16 protein-coding genes are annotated in these 17,046 nt (G+C 39.7%); 12 read left to right on the top strand and 4 right to left on the bottom strand.

Features of this window, described 5'->3' with window-relative positions:
* The first annotated feature begins 103 nt into the window (after positions 1 to 103).
* The 3 genes from FFM67_RS03635 to FFM67_RS03625 all read left to right on the top strand — a co-directional run bounded on the left by FFM67_RS03635 (position 104) and on the right by FFM67_RS03625 (position 2,016).
* Positions 104 to 451: a DUF1831 domain-containing protein gene (locus FFM67_RS03635; RefSeq protein ID WP_137613269.1), complete on the top strand. Its 348-nt coding sequence runs from the start codon at positions 104 to 106 to the stop codon at positions 449 to 451.
* A gap of 234 nt (positions 452 to 685) precedes the next feature.
* Positions 686 to 1,318 carry a hypothetical protein gene (locus FFM67_RS03630; protein WP_246042911.1) on the top strand — a complete coding sequence of 211 codons (633 nt, stop codon included), beginning with the start codon at positions 686 to 688 and terminating at the stop codon, positions 1,316 to 1,318.
* A gap of 92 nt (positions 1,319 to 1,410) precedes the next feature.
* Positions 1,411 to 2,016, top strand: coding sequence for a metallophosphoesterase (locus tag FFM67_RS03625; protein ID WP_137613267.1), 606 nt, complete (start codon positions 1,411 to 1,413; stop codon positions 2,014 to 2,016).
* Positions 2,017 to 2,100: 84 nt separating this feature from the next.
* Here FFM67_RS03625 and FFM67_RS03620 read toward each other — a convergent pair whose 3' ends face one another.
* Both FFM67_RS03620 and FFM67_RS03615 read right to left on the bottom strand, forming a co-directional pair.
* Complete coding sequence (locus tag FFM67_RS03620) at positions 2,101 to 3,477, bottom strand: PH domain-containing protein (RefSeq protein WP_137613266.1); 1,377 nt, start codon at positions 3,475 to 3,477, stop codon at positions 2,101 to 2,103.
* Positions 3,474 to 3,851 (bottom strand): GntR family transcriptional regulator, encoded by a 378-nt coding sequence (locus tag FFM67_RS03615; protein WP_137613265.1) that lies wholly within the window; start codon positions 3,849 to 3,851, stop codon positions 3,474 to 3,476. Before FFM67_RS03615 ends, FFM67_RS03620 begins: the two co-directional genes overlap by 4 nt.
* Before the next feature lie 183 nt (positions 3,852 to 4,034).
* Between FFM67_RS03615 and mnmA the strand changes: the two genes are divergently transcribed.
* Entirely contained in the window at positions 4,035 to 5,153 is a 1,119-nt protein-coding gene (mnmA, locus tag FFM67_RS03610) for a tRNA 2-thiouridine(34) synthase MnmA (RefSeq protein ID WP_137613264.1), read from the top strand.
* Between the two features lie 41 nt (positions 5,154 to 5,194).
* Here mnmA and FFM67_RS03605 read toward each other — a convergent pair whose 3' ends face one another.
* Both FFM67_RS03605 and FFM67_RS03600 read right to left on the bottom strand, forming a co-directional pair.
* Positions 5,195 to 5,425, bottom strand: coding sequence for a hypothetical protein (locus FFM67_RS03605; protein ID WP_137613263.1), 231 nt, complete (start codon positions 5,423 to 5,425; stop codon positions 5,195 to 5,197).
* 82 nt (positions 5,426 to 5,507) lie between these two features.
* Positions 5,508 to 6,755, bottom strand: coding sequence for a multidrug efflux MFS transporter (locus FFM67_RS03600; RefSeq protein ID WP_137613262.1), 1,248 nt, complete (start codon positions 6,753 to 6,755; stop codon positions 5,508 to 5,510).
* A 235-nt stretch (positions 6,756 to 6,990) separates the two neighbouring features.
* On the opposite strand from FFM67_RS03600, the gene FFM67_RS03595 reads away from it, so the two are divergent.
* From FFM67_RS03595 to FFM67_RS03560, 8 genes are all read left to right on the top strand, one after another.
* Positions 6,991 to 7,362: a DUF1033 family protein gene (locus FFM67_RS03595; protein ID WP_137613261.1), complete on the top strand. Its 372-nt coding sequence runs from the start codon at positions 6,991 to 6,993 to the stop codon at positions 7,360 to 7,362.
* Positions 7,301 to 9,376, top strand: coding sequence for a DNA topoisomerase III (locus FFM67_RS03590; protein WP_137613260.1), 2,076 nt, complete (start codon positions 7,301 to 7,303; stop codon positions 9,374 to 9,376). Before FFM67_RS03595 ends, FFM67_RS03590 begins: the two co-directional genes overlap by 62 nt.
* 246 nt (positions 9,377 to 9,622) lie before the next feature.
* Positions 9,623 to 12,301 carry a sigma-54-dependent transcriptional regulator gene (locus FFM67_RS03585; protein WP_137613259.1) on the top strand — a complete coding sequence of 893 codons (2,679 nt, stop codon included), beginning with the start codon at positions 9,623 to 9,625 and terminating at the stop codon, positions 12,299 to 12,301.
* Between the two features lie 120 nt (positions 12,302 to 12,421).
* Positions 12,422 to 12,739, top strand: a complete 318-nt coding sequence (locus tag FFM67_RS03580) for a PTS sugar transporter subunit IIB (RefSeq protein ID WP_071862190.1) — start codon at positions 12,422 to 12,424, stop codon at positions 12,737 to 12,739.
* 13 nt (positions 12,740 to 12,752) lie between these two features.
* Positions 12,753 to 13,082 (top strand): PTS lactose/cellobiose transporter subunit IIA, encoded by a 330-nt coding sequence (locus FFM67_RS03575; RefSeq protein WP_137613258.1) that lies wholly within the window; start codon positions 12,753 to 12,755, stop codon positions 13,080 to 13,082.
* A gap of 27 nt (positions 13,083 to 13,109) precedes the next feature.
* The gene (locus FFM67_RS03570; RefSeq protein WP_137613257.1) at positions 13,110 to 14,252 is read left to right on the top strand and encodes a GNAT family N-acetyltransferase; all 1,143 of its coding nucleotides are present in this window, start codon (positions 13,110 to 13,112) and stop codon (positions 14,250 to 14,252) included.
* A gap of 15 nt (positions 14,253 to 14,267) precedes the next feature.
* Positions 14,268 to 15,521, top strand: coding sequence for a PTS sugar transporter subunit IIC (locus tag FFM67_RS03565; RefSeq protein WP_137613256.1), 1,254 nt, complete (start codon positions 14,268 to 14,270; stop codon positions 15,519 to 15,521).
* A gap of 132 nt (positions 15,522 to 15,653) precedes the next feature.
* Positions 15,654 to 17,042: a glycoside hydrolase family 1 protein gene (locus tag FFM67_RS03560; protein WP_137613255.1), complete on the top strand. Its 1,389-nt coding sequence runs from the start codon at positions 15,654 to 15,656 to the stop codon at positions 17,040 to 17,042.
* Positions 17,043 to 17,046 lie beyond the last annotated feature (4 nt).

The raw sequence follows: 17,046 nt of genomic DNA, 5'->3' as shown, positions 1-17,046 counted from the left end.
TGAAAAGCAGGCGACTTATCACTATAATTAGATATGAGGAAATAGGGACACTCCGTAAAAAAGAGTGCCCAAATAAAATCATAAACTATGATGAGGTGAGCAAATGGCATTTTCAAAAACTGCGACAGTCAAAGGGGCGAAGTTTCAATACGCGCTAGCGCCAACAGCCAAAAAATATACGTTACGCGACAATGGATTTACTGAAACAAGTTCAGGGAACTTCCAATTGATTCGTCCGTTACAAGCGACACCCCAAAGCAAAGAGGGCTTCAAATTAAAAATTACGGTAGCCAAAGACATACAAACGTTAAAAATGTCTGTAACGACCGGGAATGGCTTAAAAGCGGTGGATATTTTCAAAGACAACAAACAAGAAATGGTCCAGGAAAAATTTTACTTTTTACTAGATGGCATGATTGACCGTGGCCTATTTGTAAAAGAGGAAGTTTAGCCAGTCAAAATAAAACCGAGACAGGTTAATGTCTTGGTTTTTTTGTTAGAAATAACGATAAAATAATGTGTTTAATGGAAGATGATTTTTTATCTTCGTATAAATGATAGATTAATTCGCTAATTTCAGTTTTTTTTTCAATAATTTTGAGGCTGAAGAGATTCAACGGATTAAGATTATGGTACACTAACAATATAAAATTGTTGGAATGAAGGTGAGAAGTTGCTTCACAAGATGCATACAATCGAGCACCATAAAATTATTTCAGATTTTCGTCTCTTGTCGGGGTTGACTGTCACGATTGAGGACTGCGCCAATTTGACAAAAGAATTCCAAGTCTATGGTGTAGAGGATTATTATATTAGCGATTACAAGGGCAATAGTTATTTGACGCGTTATGTGGATTACTTTATCGATGCGATTCCTTGCCTTAAATATAAGAAAAATTATTTTATCCCATTGATCTTTCGCGATATGCCGGACACGCAAAAAATGTTTCGTGATCCTTATCGTTGGGAAGCGTTTTTTATTTTGTTAGATTGGTACTTAACGTACAATCCTAAAAAAGTGCTAGTACCTTGTAGTCAAAAAAAAACCGACATAGAAATCGTGGATACCGCCTTTTTAATTTTTCGTCTATGGGAAATTTATGAAGGATCAGCTTTTCCTATCGCCAATTTAAATAATTTATCAGAGTTCGAAAAATGGAACAACGTTTTCCATTTAATCGATACTGGGAAATCTGTTACTCGCGACAAGGCGTTCGATGCTACTAAGGTCGAGGATCTAACCCAACTGGAAACAGTCATTACGATCATTAAATTAAAATACCAAGCGTTACTACAAAAACAAGGCTACCAAGTTTAGGGGCCTTTTTTTTACTAGCAATAAAAGGGCATTTTTTTTGGAGTGGTGGTAAACTAAAGAAAAGAATTCGAAAACGTTTGTAGGTGATAAAAATGAAATACTTTATATCAGATACCCATTTCTTTCATGAAAACCTATTAGGAGATAATGATTTCGCCCCTCGCTTGTTTGACTCAGTGGAGGAGATGAATCAGCAAATGGTCGATGCTTGGAATGCAGTCGTCAATGAAAAGGATACTGTCTATCATTTAGGGGATGTGGCGATGCATCCTCAGTACGAACAAGGTTTTTCTGATATTTACAAGATATTGGTGCAGTTAAAAGGAAAAATTGTGTTTATTAAAGGAAATCACGATTCTCGGACTTTTTTTAAGTATCTTGAGAAGCATGATCCAGGAATGGAAAACGGGGCACCAAAGTTTGAATTTCAAGATGTTGGAGCAATCGTCAAATTTAATCATCATCAGTATTATTTAACGCATTACCCAATGCTCTTAGGAAAAACCGTGAACATCCGTAATCTTCACGGGCATATTCATAATTACAGTATGCCTATCGCCGAAGATATCAATGTTGGGGTGGATGCACCGGAACGCAATTTTTTGAAAAATAAACTGCCTTTTGGCACACCAATCTCAGAAAATTTAATCGATGAAATCGCTGCTGGCAAAGAAGTCGAAATAAAAAAATTGCAATAGTAAAAACACCCGATTTGATATTAAAGGGGATTAACGAAAAAGCACCAGGGCTATCCTTTCAAAGGACCAGTCCTGATGCTTTTTTTATTTTTCAGCTTTGATTTCTTGGTAAAGTTTTTTTGTTTCAGCAGGCTGCTTGTTTGTATAGAAGTAATCACGCTTTTTGGTTCCGAGTTTTAAAATTGGTTTTGAACTGTGATCGATAAGTAAAACGGACGATTTGCCATCCATCCGAAAATAGCCGGTGGCGTAGTCATTGGTGGCTAAGCCACTTGTCCGAACACTACGAGTGGGTAGCTGATTGATTAAAGCAACGTCTTCGATTTGATTCAAGGGAATCGTTTGTTTCTTGATAAAGGGACCATCTAACAGCAGGGTTTCGTTTTTTAGTTCATAGGTCAACGGGTCTGGATGATAGTCCAAGACGTATAAGGGAACAACAGCAACTAATGTGGCTATAACTAGAATAACTGGAAGGAGACCCATAAAAATTTTGCCGCCGATTCTGCCGAGGTTAAAAGAAATATTCATACCGATTCGATCGGGAATCATCAATCGTCGATCATCGGGATTGTAGTAGATTCCATAGCGCCAGTAATAATCGTCACCAGAATAACGCACGGTAGTTGATTGGGTCAGTAACTGGTCTTGCTTTTGACGAAGTCGGAGCAGCCACCAGATCGTTGATCCGCAAAAGAAAAAAATCAAGATAAATTCAACAACCATCAACAAAGTAAAATAGTTTGGATTGATCGTTGTCGTTAATAAAGGAACATAGATCAGCACGCTGAGAATAACACTCAAAAAGACGGAGAGACTTGACCAGTAAAATTTCGTCAAATCATTGTATTGCTGATTGAGGTTCTGATCATCGGTCATGGATCGAACCGGCAGCCGTCGGATCACCCACCAAGTCACTAGTAGAGTTAGCCAAACGCTTAAATTCGTTACAAGAAGAATCCAGGTCAATGAACCTAGTTCTTGTCGATACAATAGAAAACTAAATAAAAGATTCAAGCCTAGTGTCAAAAGAAACCACCAAGGGGATACTAGCTTACGGTTCTTATTCAGGACGAGTTTCGTATCGATTTGAATGGGCTGGGTAGGTAGCCGCCATTCATTATCGATGATTAATTGATGTCCTTTACGTATATAACGAAGCATCATAAAATAATTCGCTCCGATCGTTAAATACAAGAGCAGGAAGAACAGTAGCATGAAGCTGGAGTCTTTCATAGGAAGCAATAAGATTAGATCAAGAAGTGATAACATAAACGCTAGTTGGAATTGACGCTTACGGTAGCTTTTTGAAAAATGTAGAACTTGTGGATCATTGATTTTATCCGCTGGAAAAGTATTTTCAATAATTACATAGTTATGGGGTTTTGCGGCTAGTGTGCTAATGAACGCCATGGTCACGTTACACAGAATCAATATGCCTAAAATCATAGGAGCCATCATTGTTTTTCATCCCTTCTAAAGGAGTTCAAGATTGTTTCGATTTTGTCTTGTAATTTTTGGTCATCGGGTTCAGCCAAGTAAAGTTCTGCTAAAACAAGGGTCAAATTTTCCTCACTGTTTTTCTTTGAGTGTACAGGTAATGGTGCGACGACAGTTCCTTTGCGACGGTCGGTTAATAAATAGCCTTCTTCTCGTAGTTGTTGGTAGCCCTTCGAGACAGTCATGGTGTTAACACCCAGTTCATCGGCGAATTGACGAACCGTTGGTAATTGTTCGTTGGGCGCTAATTCACCACGAGCAATGCCAAGAATGATTTGTTTACGCAACTGTAAATAAATCGGTTCCTCCGAGTGAGGATCAATTTCTAAAATCATCTCGTTCGCCTCCTTTGTATTATCTATATTGATACAAACAATACAAAAAAACAATTAGGAAACGCTTTAGAAGAAAAATCTATCGAAAATTTAAGATTTATGTTGTATAATTCGTTTTACTGAAAAGTTGCGACCTTCAAATCGTAGAGTTTTCGGAATCTAGATTGAAATGATGGTGATACTGTGTCTAACAGCAACACACGAGTCGTCGTAGGAATGAGCGGCGGCGTCGATTCATCTGTAACAGCTTTGTTGTTAAAGGAACAAGGCTATGATGTAGTCGGCATTTTTATGAAAAATTGGGACGACACTGATGAAAATGGTGTTTGTACCGCGACAGAAGATTATAAGGATGTGGCGAAAGTCGCTGCCCAAATCGGCATTCCTTATTATTCTGTCAACTTTGAAAAGGAATATTGGGATCGAGTCTTTGAATATTTCTTAGCAGAATATCGTGCAGGCCGCACGCCAAATCCTGACGTGATGTGTAACAAAGAGATCAAGTTCAAAGCTTTCTTAGATTACGCGATGGAATTAGGAGCAGATTATGTAGCGACTGGCCATTACGCACAAGTCGAAAAAGATGAAAATGGTGTCGTTCACATGTTACGAGGGGTCGATAATAATAAAGACCAAACGTATTTTTTGAGTCAATTATCGCAAGAACAATTAGCTAAGACGATGTTTCCTTTAGGCGGCATGCAAAAACCTGAAGTTCGGGCAATCGCTGAACGTGCTGGTTTAGCAACTGCAAAGAAAAAGGATTCAACCGGAGTCTGCTTCATCGGTGAAAAGAATTTCAAACAATTTTTAAGCAACTATCTACCTGCTAAAAAAGGCAAGATGGTCACACTTGATGGTGAAGAAAAAGGGACTCATGATGGGTTGATGTATTATACGATCGGCCAACGTCAAGGCCTAGGTATCGGCGGCGGCGGAAAAACGCAAGAGCCATGGTTCGTAGTCGGTAAAGACTTAACGACGAATACATTATATGTGGGACAAGGCTTCCATCATGAAGCATTGTACGCAACAAGCTTAGATGCTAGCGAAATTCACTTTACTACTAGCGAAGACCGACCTAAAGAATTTAAATGTACAGCGAAGTTCCGTTATCGCCAACAAGATTTGCCAGTGACCGTTCGTCTATTAGACGGCGATCGAGCAGAAGTTATTTTTGATGAACCTGTTCGGGCTATCACACCTGGCCAAGCAGTCGTTTTTTACGATGGTATGGAATGTCTTGGCGGCGGATTAATCGATCACGCTTATCAAGCAGCTAAAGAGTTACAGTATATTTAAGCATAAAAAAGTGGGGACATCCAATGGATGTTCCCACTTTTTTATGCTAGGCTTTGGGCAAAATGAGCCATCGCAACTTTTACTTCATTTAGTTTTTCAGGTTTGATTAAGGGAAATAATTTTTCTTGCAGCTTTTTAAATTCTTCTAAGCTTAAATTATTAGTCTCTTGATCAGCAAAGCTCTTAACTAAAATTGCTTTTGCTTCTTCTTGTTTTCCTTCAATTGTGCTGTTTAGGAAAAAGTCTAAAAACTTTAATTGTCCTTCAAGCATGATGTTCACTTCTTTCATTAGTATCTTATCATTGATAGTATAAAAAACTAACGAAAAAGTTGCCATTAATAAGTCTTAAAAATTAATGGATTTCTTGCGCTTGCTGATTTTTCTCGGCAATTTCCTTTGTGTTGCGATGAACCAGCAGATAATTAGTCAAAACTAAAGCGGAGGTTGAGATAAAGACACCACGATAACCAAAGATGGACGAAACACTCGAACCAATCATTGGCCCCACGACATTTCCCGCGGCTTGGAAGGATTGGTTGTAGCTAAAAATTCTTCCGGCGGCATCATGCGGAGAATATTTTGTAATCAACGCTTGTACCGCAGGCAACAGACAAGCATCAGAAATTCCGACTAAGAAACGGAGAAAGGCTAATTGCCAAACATTGGTTACGATTGACATCGGTAAAAAGACCAACATAGCAAAAATCAAACCGATGCCTAAAATTTTCTCACTGCCGATGCGGTCGCCCAGCCGTCCAAAGCGAGGTGCTGCGATCAAAGTGGCGACCCCAGGAATCGATGCGATAATACCACTGACCAGAGTGACGTTGCCATGCCCATGCATCAGTTGCCGTATATACAGACTAATGATCGGGCTAATGGAATTATTTGAAGCTTGAATCATCAAGGTAGTCACAAACATTCCAATCACGACATGAGGATATTTTAAATTTTGGAAGATTTGTTTTGCTGGCACCATGTCCTTTTTCTCAACGGGTGTGAATTCTTCATGGACAAATATAAGACTAAGTAGAAAGACTAAGAATAAAATTCCACCAGTAATAAAGAAGGTTAACCGATAGCCAAAGATTGAAGCAGTGACGCCGCCAACTAATGGGCCCAGTAAATTTCCGGTGACCGCACCGGTAGCTAAGGTGCCAAGTACCTGTCCACTTTTTTCTCGCGGCGTTCCAGTGGCAATTAGCGCAGTGGCGTTGCTAATGTAGCCGGAAAAAACACCTTGCAGCAAACGCAAACCAATTAATTGATACACATTCCCGACCGTGCCCATCAGGCTAATGACGATAGCCATACCCAACGAAGCCCGTAGCAACATTAATTTTCGTCCTTTTTGATCGGCAAGTCTTCCCCAAAGTGGCGACACGATTGCGGTAATCAAAAAGGTTGAAGAAAAGGTGATGCCACTCCAAAAGTTTAGCTGCTGATTCGTATAGTTGCCTAATGAATCGATATATAAAGACATGAAGGGCATCACTAAACTGAAACCGATGCCGGCCATAAAGGTACCAAACCATAAAACAATTAGATTTTTTTGCCAAGTAGCACGAGGTTGAAACAATTTATTTTTGATCTTACTCAAATGGATAATAGCCTTCTTTCAAAAAATTTCCATAATCGTTTTCATTATAACCCCATCAGATGGGATATTAAATTTTAGCGCGTTGTGTTAGGATAGAATTAAGAAAAAAGCAATATTTTTTCGAGAATAATTTTTTGGTTATCGTCCTTTTTATTGATTTTGTTTCAACTGAGAACATATTTCTTGAATTTTTATTTCAAGGTACTTATGATTGAGGTGGAAAGAAGGGTCGAGGATGTATCAAGTAATCACGATGTATGGCGATAATGAACCTTGGTGGTTCTTTGAAGAGTGGCAAGCAGATATCCAAGAGACGACAAGCTTTGATTCTTTAGATAAGGCGGTTGACTATTACGAAAATCGCTGGAATGAGCTCCGAAATACCAATACATATAGTAACGCAAAACAAAATTTTTTAAGTGCATTTTGGAAAGAGCAAGACGAACGCTGGTGTGAAGAGTGTGATGACTATTTACAACAGTACTGGGGTCTAGCACTATTAAAAGACGAACAGCCGTTGACGGTTGACAGCAGAAAGGAATTTTATGAAACAGCTAATTATAGCGGAAAAGCCAAGTGTTGCAAGAGACTTGAGCAAGGTGCTTAACGCTACACAAAAGAATAAAAACTATTTCGAAGGACCCAATGTTGTCGTGACTTGGGCCCTTGGTCATTTATTGAGCCTAAAAATGCCAGAGGATCTAAATAAGGAATGGCAAAGTTGGCAAATGGAAACATTACCGATGATTCCAAAACAGATCGGGATTACCCCGTTACCAAAAACTCGTGGACAATTAAAAGCGATTCAACAACTAGCGAAGCGTAAAGATATTTCTGAGGCGGTAATCGCTACCGATGCTGGCCGTGAAGGAGAACTAGTTGCTCGCTGGATCTTAGAGTATGTTCGATTTGAAAAGCCTGTTAAGCGGTTATGGATTTCTTCTCAGACCACTAAAGCGATTAAAGAAGGCTTCAAGCAGCTGAAACCAGCCAAAGAGTATGATAATTTATACTACTCCGCTTTAGCACGGGCAAAAGCGGATTGGTTAGTGGGCTTGAATGTGACGCGGGCTTTGACGGTAAAATATGAAGACAGCCTTTCTGCTGGCCGAGTACAGACACCGACTTTGGCGATGGTCCGTCAACAAGAAAAGAAAATTGAAAAATTCCGTCCACAAAGCTATTATGTGATTTCTTTAGAAGTCGAGGGACAAAAAACAAAATTAAATCAAAAAAATCCTTATGCCATTGCTGAACGAGAAGAAGCTGAGCAATTAGTCAAAGAGCTAGGAAAACAAAAAGGGACGGTCACTGAGATTAGTCAGAAGGAAAAAATAGAGCCCGCACCACTTCCTTATGATTTAACTGAAATTCAAAGAGACGCTAATGCCCGCTACCAGTTTTCTGCTAAAAAAACCTTGTCCTTGGTTCAAAGTTTATATGAAACCCATAAAATTGTGACCTATCCCCGAACGGACAGTAAATATCTGACGAATGATATGAAGTCGACGATGAAAGAACGGCTACAAGCAGTCGCAGACTTTGCGCCAGAGGTCAAAAGCTATATCAAAAATGGGGCATCAGTCAAACAACAAAAAGTCTTTAATGACAGCAAAGTCACTGATCATCACGCGTTATTGCCAACGGAACAGCGGCCTCGCTATGAAAAATTATCTACCGATGAACAACGTATTTACAATATGATCGTTACGCGCTTCTTAGGCTTATTTGCGGAGCCCCACAAAGAAAGCCAACAAAAAGTGATAGTGACTTTTGGCAAAGAGCATTTCACCTTCCGTCAAAATAAAGTACTAGTCGCTGGCTGGAAACCAAGTGAAGCTGATAAAAAGGCGATTCAATTTTCAGAAGGCATGAAGGTCGTACCGAATTTTACGATCGAAAAAGCGTTGACTACGCCACCGAAGCCTTTGAACGAAGGCACACTGCTAGCACAGATGGAAAAGCATAGTTTAGGAACCCCAGCAACTCGCGCGGAAATCATTGAAAAGCTGATTAAATCTGAATTGATGGAGCGTACCACTAGCGGTCTGCAAGTCTCACCGAAAGGCAAGCAATTACTAGAGCTAGTCAATCCTTCATTAGTAACGCCAGAATTAACCGAAAAATGGGAAAAACAATTAGAAGCGATTGCTAATGGCAAGTACAGCAGCAAACAATTCTTACAAGAAATCGAAGCGGACACAAAAAAATTAGTCAGTGAAGTCAAGCACAGTGATAAAAAATACCAAGACTTCTCTATTACCGCAAAAAAGTGTCCAGAGTGTGGTTCACCTTTACGAGAAAAAAATACTCGCGATGGGAAAATATACATCTGTACGAATCCAGAATGTACGTATCGCCGCCGCAAAGATCCGAAGGTTTCCAATCACCGTTGCCCACAATGTCATCGTAAAATGGAAATTATTGATGGGAAAAATGGGTCTTACTTCCGCTGCAAATACGACGGAACAACGGAAAAAATGTTAGATAAGAAAGAACGTTCGAAAAAAATGACGAAGCACGAAGAACGGCGCCTATTGAAGAAGATCAATGATCAAGAGGAGCCGCAAGAAAGTCCGTTAGCCGCAGCACTAAAAGCGGCAATGAAAGAGCAAGACTAACTTAACTGTTAGACTGATTGATTCAGTCTAACAGTTTTTTATAGTTGAATGAAATGAATGTGTCACTTCAAACTATATTGGCATATTGATGAAGGGATTTATCTACATTATAATGAAAATAGCGATCAAACAATTTCATCGATTAACTTGGATAGGCCTAATGCCAATCGAAGATCGTGCAGTGGAACTTTTATAAGAAAAGGGTTACAATACAATTGGTTTATACCATTCTCGGGAGGGATTTTTTTGAAATCAAGAAAAGATGAAGTGTTAGAACTGTTACGGTCCAATCCAGCAGAGCAAACTGCACAAGAATTGGCTGATCAAATGGGGATCGATCGGACGAACATTAGTCGCTATTTGAATGAGTTGACAAAAGAAGGCTCGGTTAAAAAAATTGATGGTCGTCCAGTAAAATTTCAATCTGCTGCAGTTTCTGCGGAAAAACATATTAACTTCGATAATTTAATTGGTCGCGAAGAATCACTGAAAAGTCAGATTCAAAAGTCAAAAGCGGCTATTTTATACCCGCCACGGGGCTTACATACGATTATTTTTGGCGAAACGGGAACTGGGAAGACGATGTTTGCAGAATGCATGTATCGTTTCGCGGTCTCTGCGGATGTATTAGATGAGAGTGCGCCTTTTATTACTTTTAACTGTGCCGACTATGCTCAAAATCCGCAGCTGCTTTACGGACATATTTTTGGGGTAAAACGTGGCGCTTTTACTGGTGCGGAAGAAACACGAGAAGGGTTGATGGAAAAAGCCGATGGCGGCATTTTATTCTTAGATGAAATCCATCGTTTGCCACCAGAAGGTCAAGAAATGCTATTTACTTTTATCGATAAAGGAACCTTTCGTTCACTAGGAGACGGCCAAGAAAAGCATGCGTCCGTGCAAATTATTGGGGCGACAACGGAAACTAGCTCGATGTTTTTATCGACCTTCAATCGTCGAATTCCTATGCAAATTGAGTTGCCCTCTTTAGCTGAACGTTCTTTAGATGAACGATTAGGGATTATTAAGGAATTCTTGCAACAAGAAGCCAATCGCTTAGTTCAAGAGATTGCTATCGATAAGCGCAGCTTGTTGGCCTTTTTGTTGTACAAAGCCGAAGGGAACATTGGACAATTAAAACGGGACTTGAAACTGGTTTGTGCGAAAGCCTTCCTACATTATCAAACTAGCAATGAGTCAGAAAAATTAATGATCGTGGAAGAAGACTTGCCTTTAGTGGTCCAAAAAGGATTGTTGCGGATCAATGAAGTCCAAGATATGTTGACGCCTTTCTTAGACAAGAGGAATCTTTATTTGACTTTGAAGCCAGGGGCGGAGGATGTTGTTTGGGGACAAGATCCGACTAAAGATATGGAAGTCTATAATTCAATCACCTATAAATTAGAAAAATTAGGTCGTGAAAATCTATCTGAGATCGACTTAGAAGAATTGATCAGTGACGATGTGGATCAATATTTTGAGACGTATGTAGAAGAGCTTTCCCATTCCAATGCTTATCGCGAAATTATTTCAGATGATCTTTGGAAAGTGGTAAATGATCTCTATGACTTTGCGAGCGCGAAAATGAATCGCGAATATGACGAAAAAGTGCGTTTCGCCTTTGCGCTGCATATTAACTCAACGATCGAACGGATTCGCGGCAATCAATTCATTTCTCATCCTAACTTAAATGATATTCGCCGCAACTATTCAAAGGAATTTTTATTGGCGATCGAGTTTTCTAATCGGATTGAAGAAGCTTATAATATTATGATCCCTCTAGATGAGATCGGATTTATTACCATGTTCTTGATCATGGACAGTCACGAGGAACATAAAATCGATGAGAAGCAAGTAGCGATCCTCGTGATCATGCACGGAAAATCAACGGCTTCTAGTATGCTAGAAACTGTCCAAGAGTTGTTAGGAACCACCAAAGGTATTGCCTTTAATATGCCTTTGACACTAGATACGGAAGAAATGTATGCTCAAATCAAAAATTATTTGCAAGGTCAGCGAGAAAACTTTACGGAAGGGATCATCTTGTTGACAGACATGGGCTCACCGAATAATTTTGGGAATTTAATTTACCACGAGATGGGCATTCGCACACGGGTCATTTCAATGGCTAGCACGATGCTTGTTCTGGAAAGTTTACGTCTGGCAACGTTAGGCCGTTCCCTTGAAGAAATTTATACCAGCGTGATATCGATGTTCCAAACAATGGTCCGCTTGGAAGAACCAACGCCGAAGGATGAAAAGAAAGTGATCATCGTCGCCTGCTTCACCGGCGAAGGCGTGTCAAAACGGTTGAACGAAGTTGTTTCTCAAATCGTCAACCTCGAGGAATTCGAAGTCATTCAAATGCAGTCCCTCGAGCGAGAAAGTTTCAAACATCGAATCGATCAATTAATTACCCACAAAGATATCGCAGCAATCGTGGGGACGATGGAGATTCACTATCAAAAGATTCCTTTTATACCAGCGATGAATTTATTTAAACGAGAAAAGATTTTGGAATTCCAAGATTTATTAGGAAGCAGGATCACATTACCAGAGATGGTGGATTCCTTGACGAAAAACTTTTCACCAGAACTGGATGTGAAAACGTTATTTCTAGTAATTGATGATGTGTTACAGGGGATTCGCAAAGATCGAGAATTGATTATTGAGAATACGTCATTGCAGGCATTGAGTGTTCATATCGCCTTCTTGATTGACAAAATCAAAAAAGCCGAAGAACGACCTCCTTTTGAGAACGTTAAGTATTTTCACCAGCAAAATCGCTTATGCTTTAATCAAACAGCGGCGAGCTTATCGTTACTGGAAAAACAATTTTCAGTTCGTTTTACCGAGGATGACATCGCCTACATTGTTAAAACCCTCGAAGATAATCGCGTAGAACTAGAATTGCACAGTGTGTAATTCTAGTTTTTTTGTGTGTATCTTGAAAACCTTGTCATCACAGCTTCTGTGCACTGAAAAAGTTGGCACGCCAATTGCTTTATATAAAGTGAACAATAAAAAATTAAGGAGTGTTCGGTTATGAAAAGAATTATGCTAGTTTGTGCAGCAGGGATGAGCACCAGTTTATTAGTAACAAAAATGGAAAAAGCAGCGGAAGCTCAAGGATTAGAATCTGATATCTTCGCAGTCTCTGCATCGGAAGCGGATTCAAAATTAGAAGATGCAAGCAAACCCGTTGATGTTTTATTATTAGGCCCACAAGTTCGTTTTATGAAAAACCAATTTGAAACAAAATTAGCAAGTACAGGAATTCCTGTTGATGTAATTGATATGAAAGATTATGGCATGATGAACGGTGAAGCTGTTTTAACTACTGCCCTTAATCTAATGAAGTAAGGAGCTAAAAAAGATGAGTGAAACAATGAGTCAAGAACAATTAGAAGCTGTTATGGGATTGATCATCAATGCCGGCAATGCCAAAAGCGATGCAATGGAAGCGATTCAAGCTGCTAAAACAGGAGACTTTGCTTTAGCGCAAGAAAAATTAACTGCAGCAGATCAAGCATTAGTGGAAGCCCATCATTCTCAAACGGGTCTATTGACAGAAGAAGCTAGCGGCAATCCGATGACGATAACTTTGTTAGCAGTCCACAGTCAAGACCATTTGATGACGAGTTTGACTTTCAATGATATGGCAAAAGAAGTCGTTGAATTGTATCAACGTTTAAGCAACGAATAAATTTTAAATAGATTGAGGAGTGATTCAATGAAATTAACACGTGATCAGAAAAGTTTGAAAGCGATCACAGGTTTGATTGAATACGCTTTTAAGAAGCAACAACCGATCATTGATGATTCGCTTTTTCTATCCCGTTATGAGCATGCTGATTGTTACGGTGTGTATCAAGACGATGAATTGACCAACTTGGTGATGGCGAATCACTTTGAAATTCAACTTTTTAACCAAAGAGTCAAAATGGCCGGCGTTGGTTATGTCGCCAGTTATCCTGAATACCGAGGAAAAGGCGGCATCAGTACGATCATGCTGGAGCTTTTGTCAGATCTTCATCAAAAAGGAGTAGCTGTCTCGCAGCTTGCGCCTTTCTCAGAAGATTTTTATCGGCAATTCGGTTATGAACCGACCAGTCGTCGAAAAATCTATCGGATACCGGCGCTAGCTTTTAATTATTTGACGAGTGAAAAAAGGGGGAGTGTGAAACGCGGGTCTTGGCAACAGATGGAGTCAGAGATCAAAACACTTTATCAACATTTGTTAATGCAGCAGCAAGTTGGAACGGTCGTCCGGGAAGACTGGTGGTGGGAACGTCTGAATCATTATTATGCCCATCGTTTTTATGCCGTTGCTTTTGACGAGGCGGGTGAAGCTAAAGGTTATCTGATTTATCGAATGCAAGGAGCCACATTATTAGTTGACGAGCTCGTCTACGAAGACGTATTCGCTTTGCGTAAATTATTAACATACTTGAAGGCCCATGTCTCATCATTTGAAGATTTTCTTTATCACGCACCTGTTCATGAACGAATTGAAACATGTTTTCGTGAACAAGAAGCCCTTTCGATTACTTTAGAACCTTATATGATGAGTCGTATTATTGACATAGAGCAATTATTACCACATTTTCCAATTTGTCAAAAAGAAATTATTATTGAAGTAACGGAAGACCAAGAATGTCCTTGGAATGTGGGAAGCTGGCTAGTCAGTCAGGGAACATGCCGAAAAGTCCAACAAGCAGGCGATATTAAAGCGTCCATTCATGGATGGAGCGAATTATTACTAGGAGAGCTGACTTTAGCTGAGGGAATTTTTCTCGGAAAAGTTACCACGTCAAAGGACTTTGACACGGATGTCTTTCCAAAAGGAAAACAAAGTTTTTACGACTATTTTTAAACAGGGGGAAATATAATGGATAAATTTATCAATTTTATGGAAAAACACTTTATCCCATATGCTTCTAAAATTGGGAATCAGCGCCATTTAGTAGCGATTCGGGATGCCTTTACAGTAACCATGCCGTTAATGATTTTAGGGGCATTAGCGGTAATGATCAACAACTTGCCAATTCCAGCTTTCCAAAATTTAATGAACGGTATTTTTGGCGGTGAAGCATGGAAAGGCTTCGGCGGCGCGGTCTGGAATGGAACTTTTGGTGTTCTTTCAGTCTTTATCGCGTTTTTAGTTGCGTACAACCTAGCTAAAGGTGTTGGGAAAGATCCAATCGGAACAGGGGTTGTCTCTGTCGCGTCATTCTTCACTTTAGGAGCTGCTACAAGCGGAATGAACTCTTCTGGTTTATTCGTTGCCTTAATCGTAGGTATGTTAGTAGCTGAAATCTTTACTCGTTTAGTTGGCAATGACAAACTAGTTGTTAAAATGCCTGACGGCGTGCCACCAGCAGTTGCCCGTTCATTTGCTTCTTTATTCCCAGCAATGATCACAATTTCGATCTTTGGTGTAATTGCAGCAATTATCGCCGGCTTTGGCGTTGAAGATATGTTTGCAGCTTTCTATGCAATGGTTCAAGAACCGTTCATGGGCTTAGCGAATTCATATGGTTCAGCATTATTAATCGCATTCATCACACCATTCTTATGGTTCTTCGGATTACACGGGGCTAATATGATCGACCCATTCATGCAAGCAATCAATGCACCAGCGATTGAAGCAAATAATGCAGCAATCTCAGCTGGTAAAGCAGCACCTTATATCGTTAACAAACCATTTATCGACTCATTCGTAAACATGGGTGGTACTGGGGTAACGATTGGTTTGATTATCGCAATCTATTTAGTTGGACGTAAAAATAAACCATTCATGGTCGTAAACAACTTGGCCGCAGCTCCTGGTATTTTCAATATCAACGAGCCATTAATGTTTGGTCTGCCATTAGTATTGAATCCTGTTATGTTCATTCCATTTATCTTGACACCAATGGTTTGTGTAACTACTGCTTACTTCGCAACGAAATTTGGTTGGGTGCCAGCCGCAACTGTTATGCCACCGTGGGTTACACCACCAATCATTGGCGGTTTCTTAGCAACACAAAGTATTTCAGGAGCAATTCTTGCTGCAGTTAACTTAGTGATCGCTATTGTCATGTATGTACCATTTGTATCTCTATCAACAAGATTAGAATTGAAAAAAGGAACTGAGATTTAAGAAATACGATGGGGATTATGGATCACTCGATCCCTAATCCCTTTTCTGTTTAGTTGATAATACAGGTAGCGTAAACACCCGATAACAAAAATCTCAAAACAATAGACTTAGAAAAAAGTTAGGAGCTTTATAATGAAAAATTTTCCAAAAAATTTCTGGTGGGGTGCTGCCACATCAGGTCCGCAAAGCGAAGGACGTTTTAACAAAAAGCACGCGAATGTGTTTGATTATCATTATGAGATCGAACCAGAGAAATTCCATAATCAAGTAGGGCCAGATACCGCTTCAAACTTTTATAACAGCTATAAAGAGGACATCCATATGATGCGTTCCATTGGTATGAATAGCCTGCGGACGAGTATTCAATGGAGCCGCTTGATTGATGATTTAGAAACCAATACCGTGAATCAAGACGCAGTTGATTTTTACAACAATGTCATCGACACAATGATTGCTGAAGGTATGACACCGGTCATGAACTTGCATCATTTTGATTTACCAGTAGAACTGTATGATAAATATGGTGGCTGGGAATCGAAAAAAGTGGTGGATCTCTATGTAGGGTTTGCACAAAAATGTTTTGAATTGTTTGGTGATCGGGTGAAATTCTGGGCGACTCATAACGAACCAATGGTCGTTGTAGAAGGCGAGTATTTGTTCCAGTTCCATTATCCAAATATTGTTGACGGGAAGAAAGCAGTTCAAGTAGCTTACAACTTGAACTTAGCATCAGCAAAAGCAATCCAAGCTTTTCGTAAATTAAAAATCAAAGATGCACAAATCGGGACGATTTTAAATCTGACACCGACATATGCGGCTTCTGAGGCACCAGAGGATCAAGAAGCTGCCAGAATCGCGGAGCTTTGGAACAATAAAATGTTCTTAGAACCAGCTGTTTACGGACATTTTCCAGCTGAGTTGGAAGAATTGTTGACGCAGGACAAAGTCTTGTGGGAAACAACGGACGCAGAAAAAGAAATCTTAAAAAACAATACCGTTGATTTCTTAGGAGTGAATTTCTATCATCCAAATCGGGTGAAAGCTCCTGATGTGGCACCAAATTCTGTGGGTGAATGGATGCCAGACCGTTATTATGATGCTTATGATATGCCAGGCCGTCGTGTAAACTTGGACCGCGGCTGGGAAATTTATCCAAAAGCTTTATACGATATTGCGGTGAACATCAAGGAAAATTATAAAAATATTCCGTGGTATGTTTCTGAAAATGGAATGGGTGTTTCTAACGAAGACCGCTTCAAAAATGCTGAAGGCATGATCGAGGACGATTACCGAATTGATTTTGTTCAAGAGCACTTAGAATGGCTGCATAAAGGAATTGAAGAAGGTTCTAATTGTTTTGGATACCACATGTGGACACCAATTGATTGCTGGTCTTGGTTGAATTCTTATAAGAATCGCTACGGCTTCATTTCAAATAATATCCATACACAAATTAAAACAGTGAAAAAATCCGGCTACTGGTTCAAAGAAGTAGCTAAACAAAATGGTTTAGACGACTAAGAAG

Origin of the sequence: Enterococcus viikkiensis, assembly GCF_005405345.1 — a bacterium.
In the GTDB taxonomy this organism is placed as follows: domain Bacteria; phylum Bacillota; class Bacilli; order Lactobacillales; family Enterococcaceae; genus Enterococcus_A; species Enterococcus_A viikkiensis.
The sequence above is the reverse complement of the archived record's forward strand: the minus strand, read 5'-3'. Positions and strand labels throughout refer to the sequence as shown.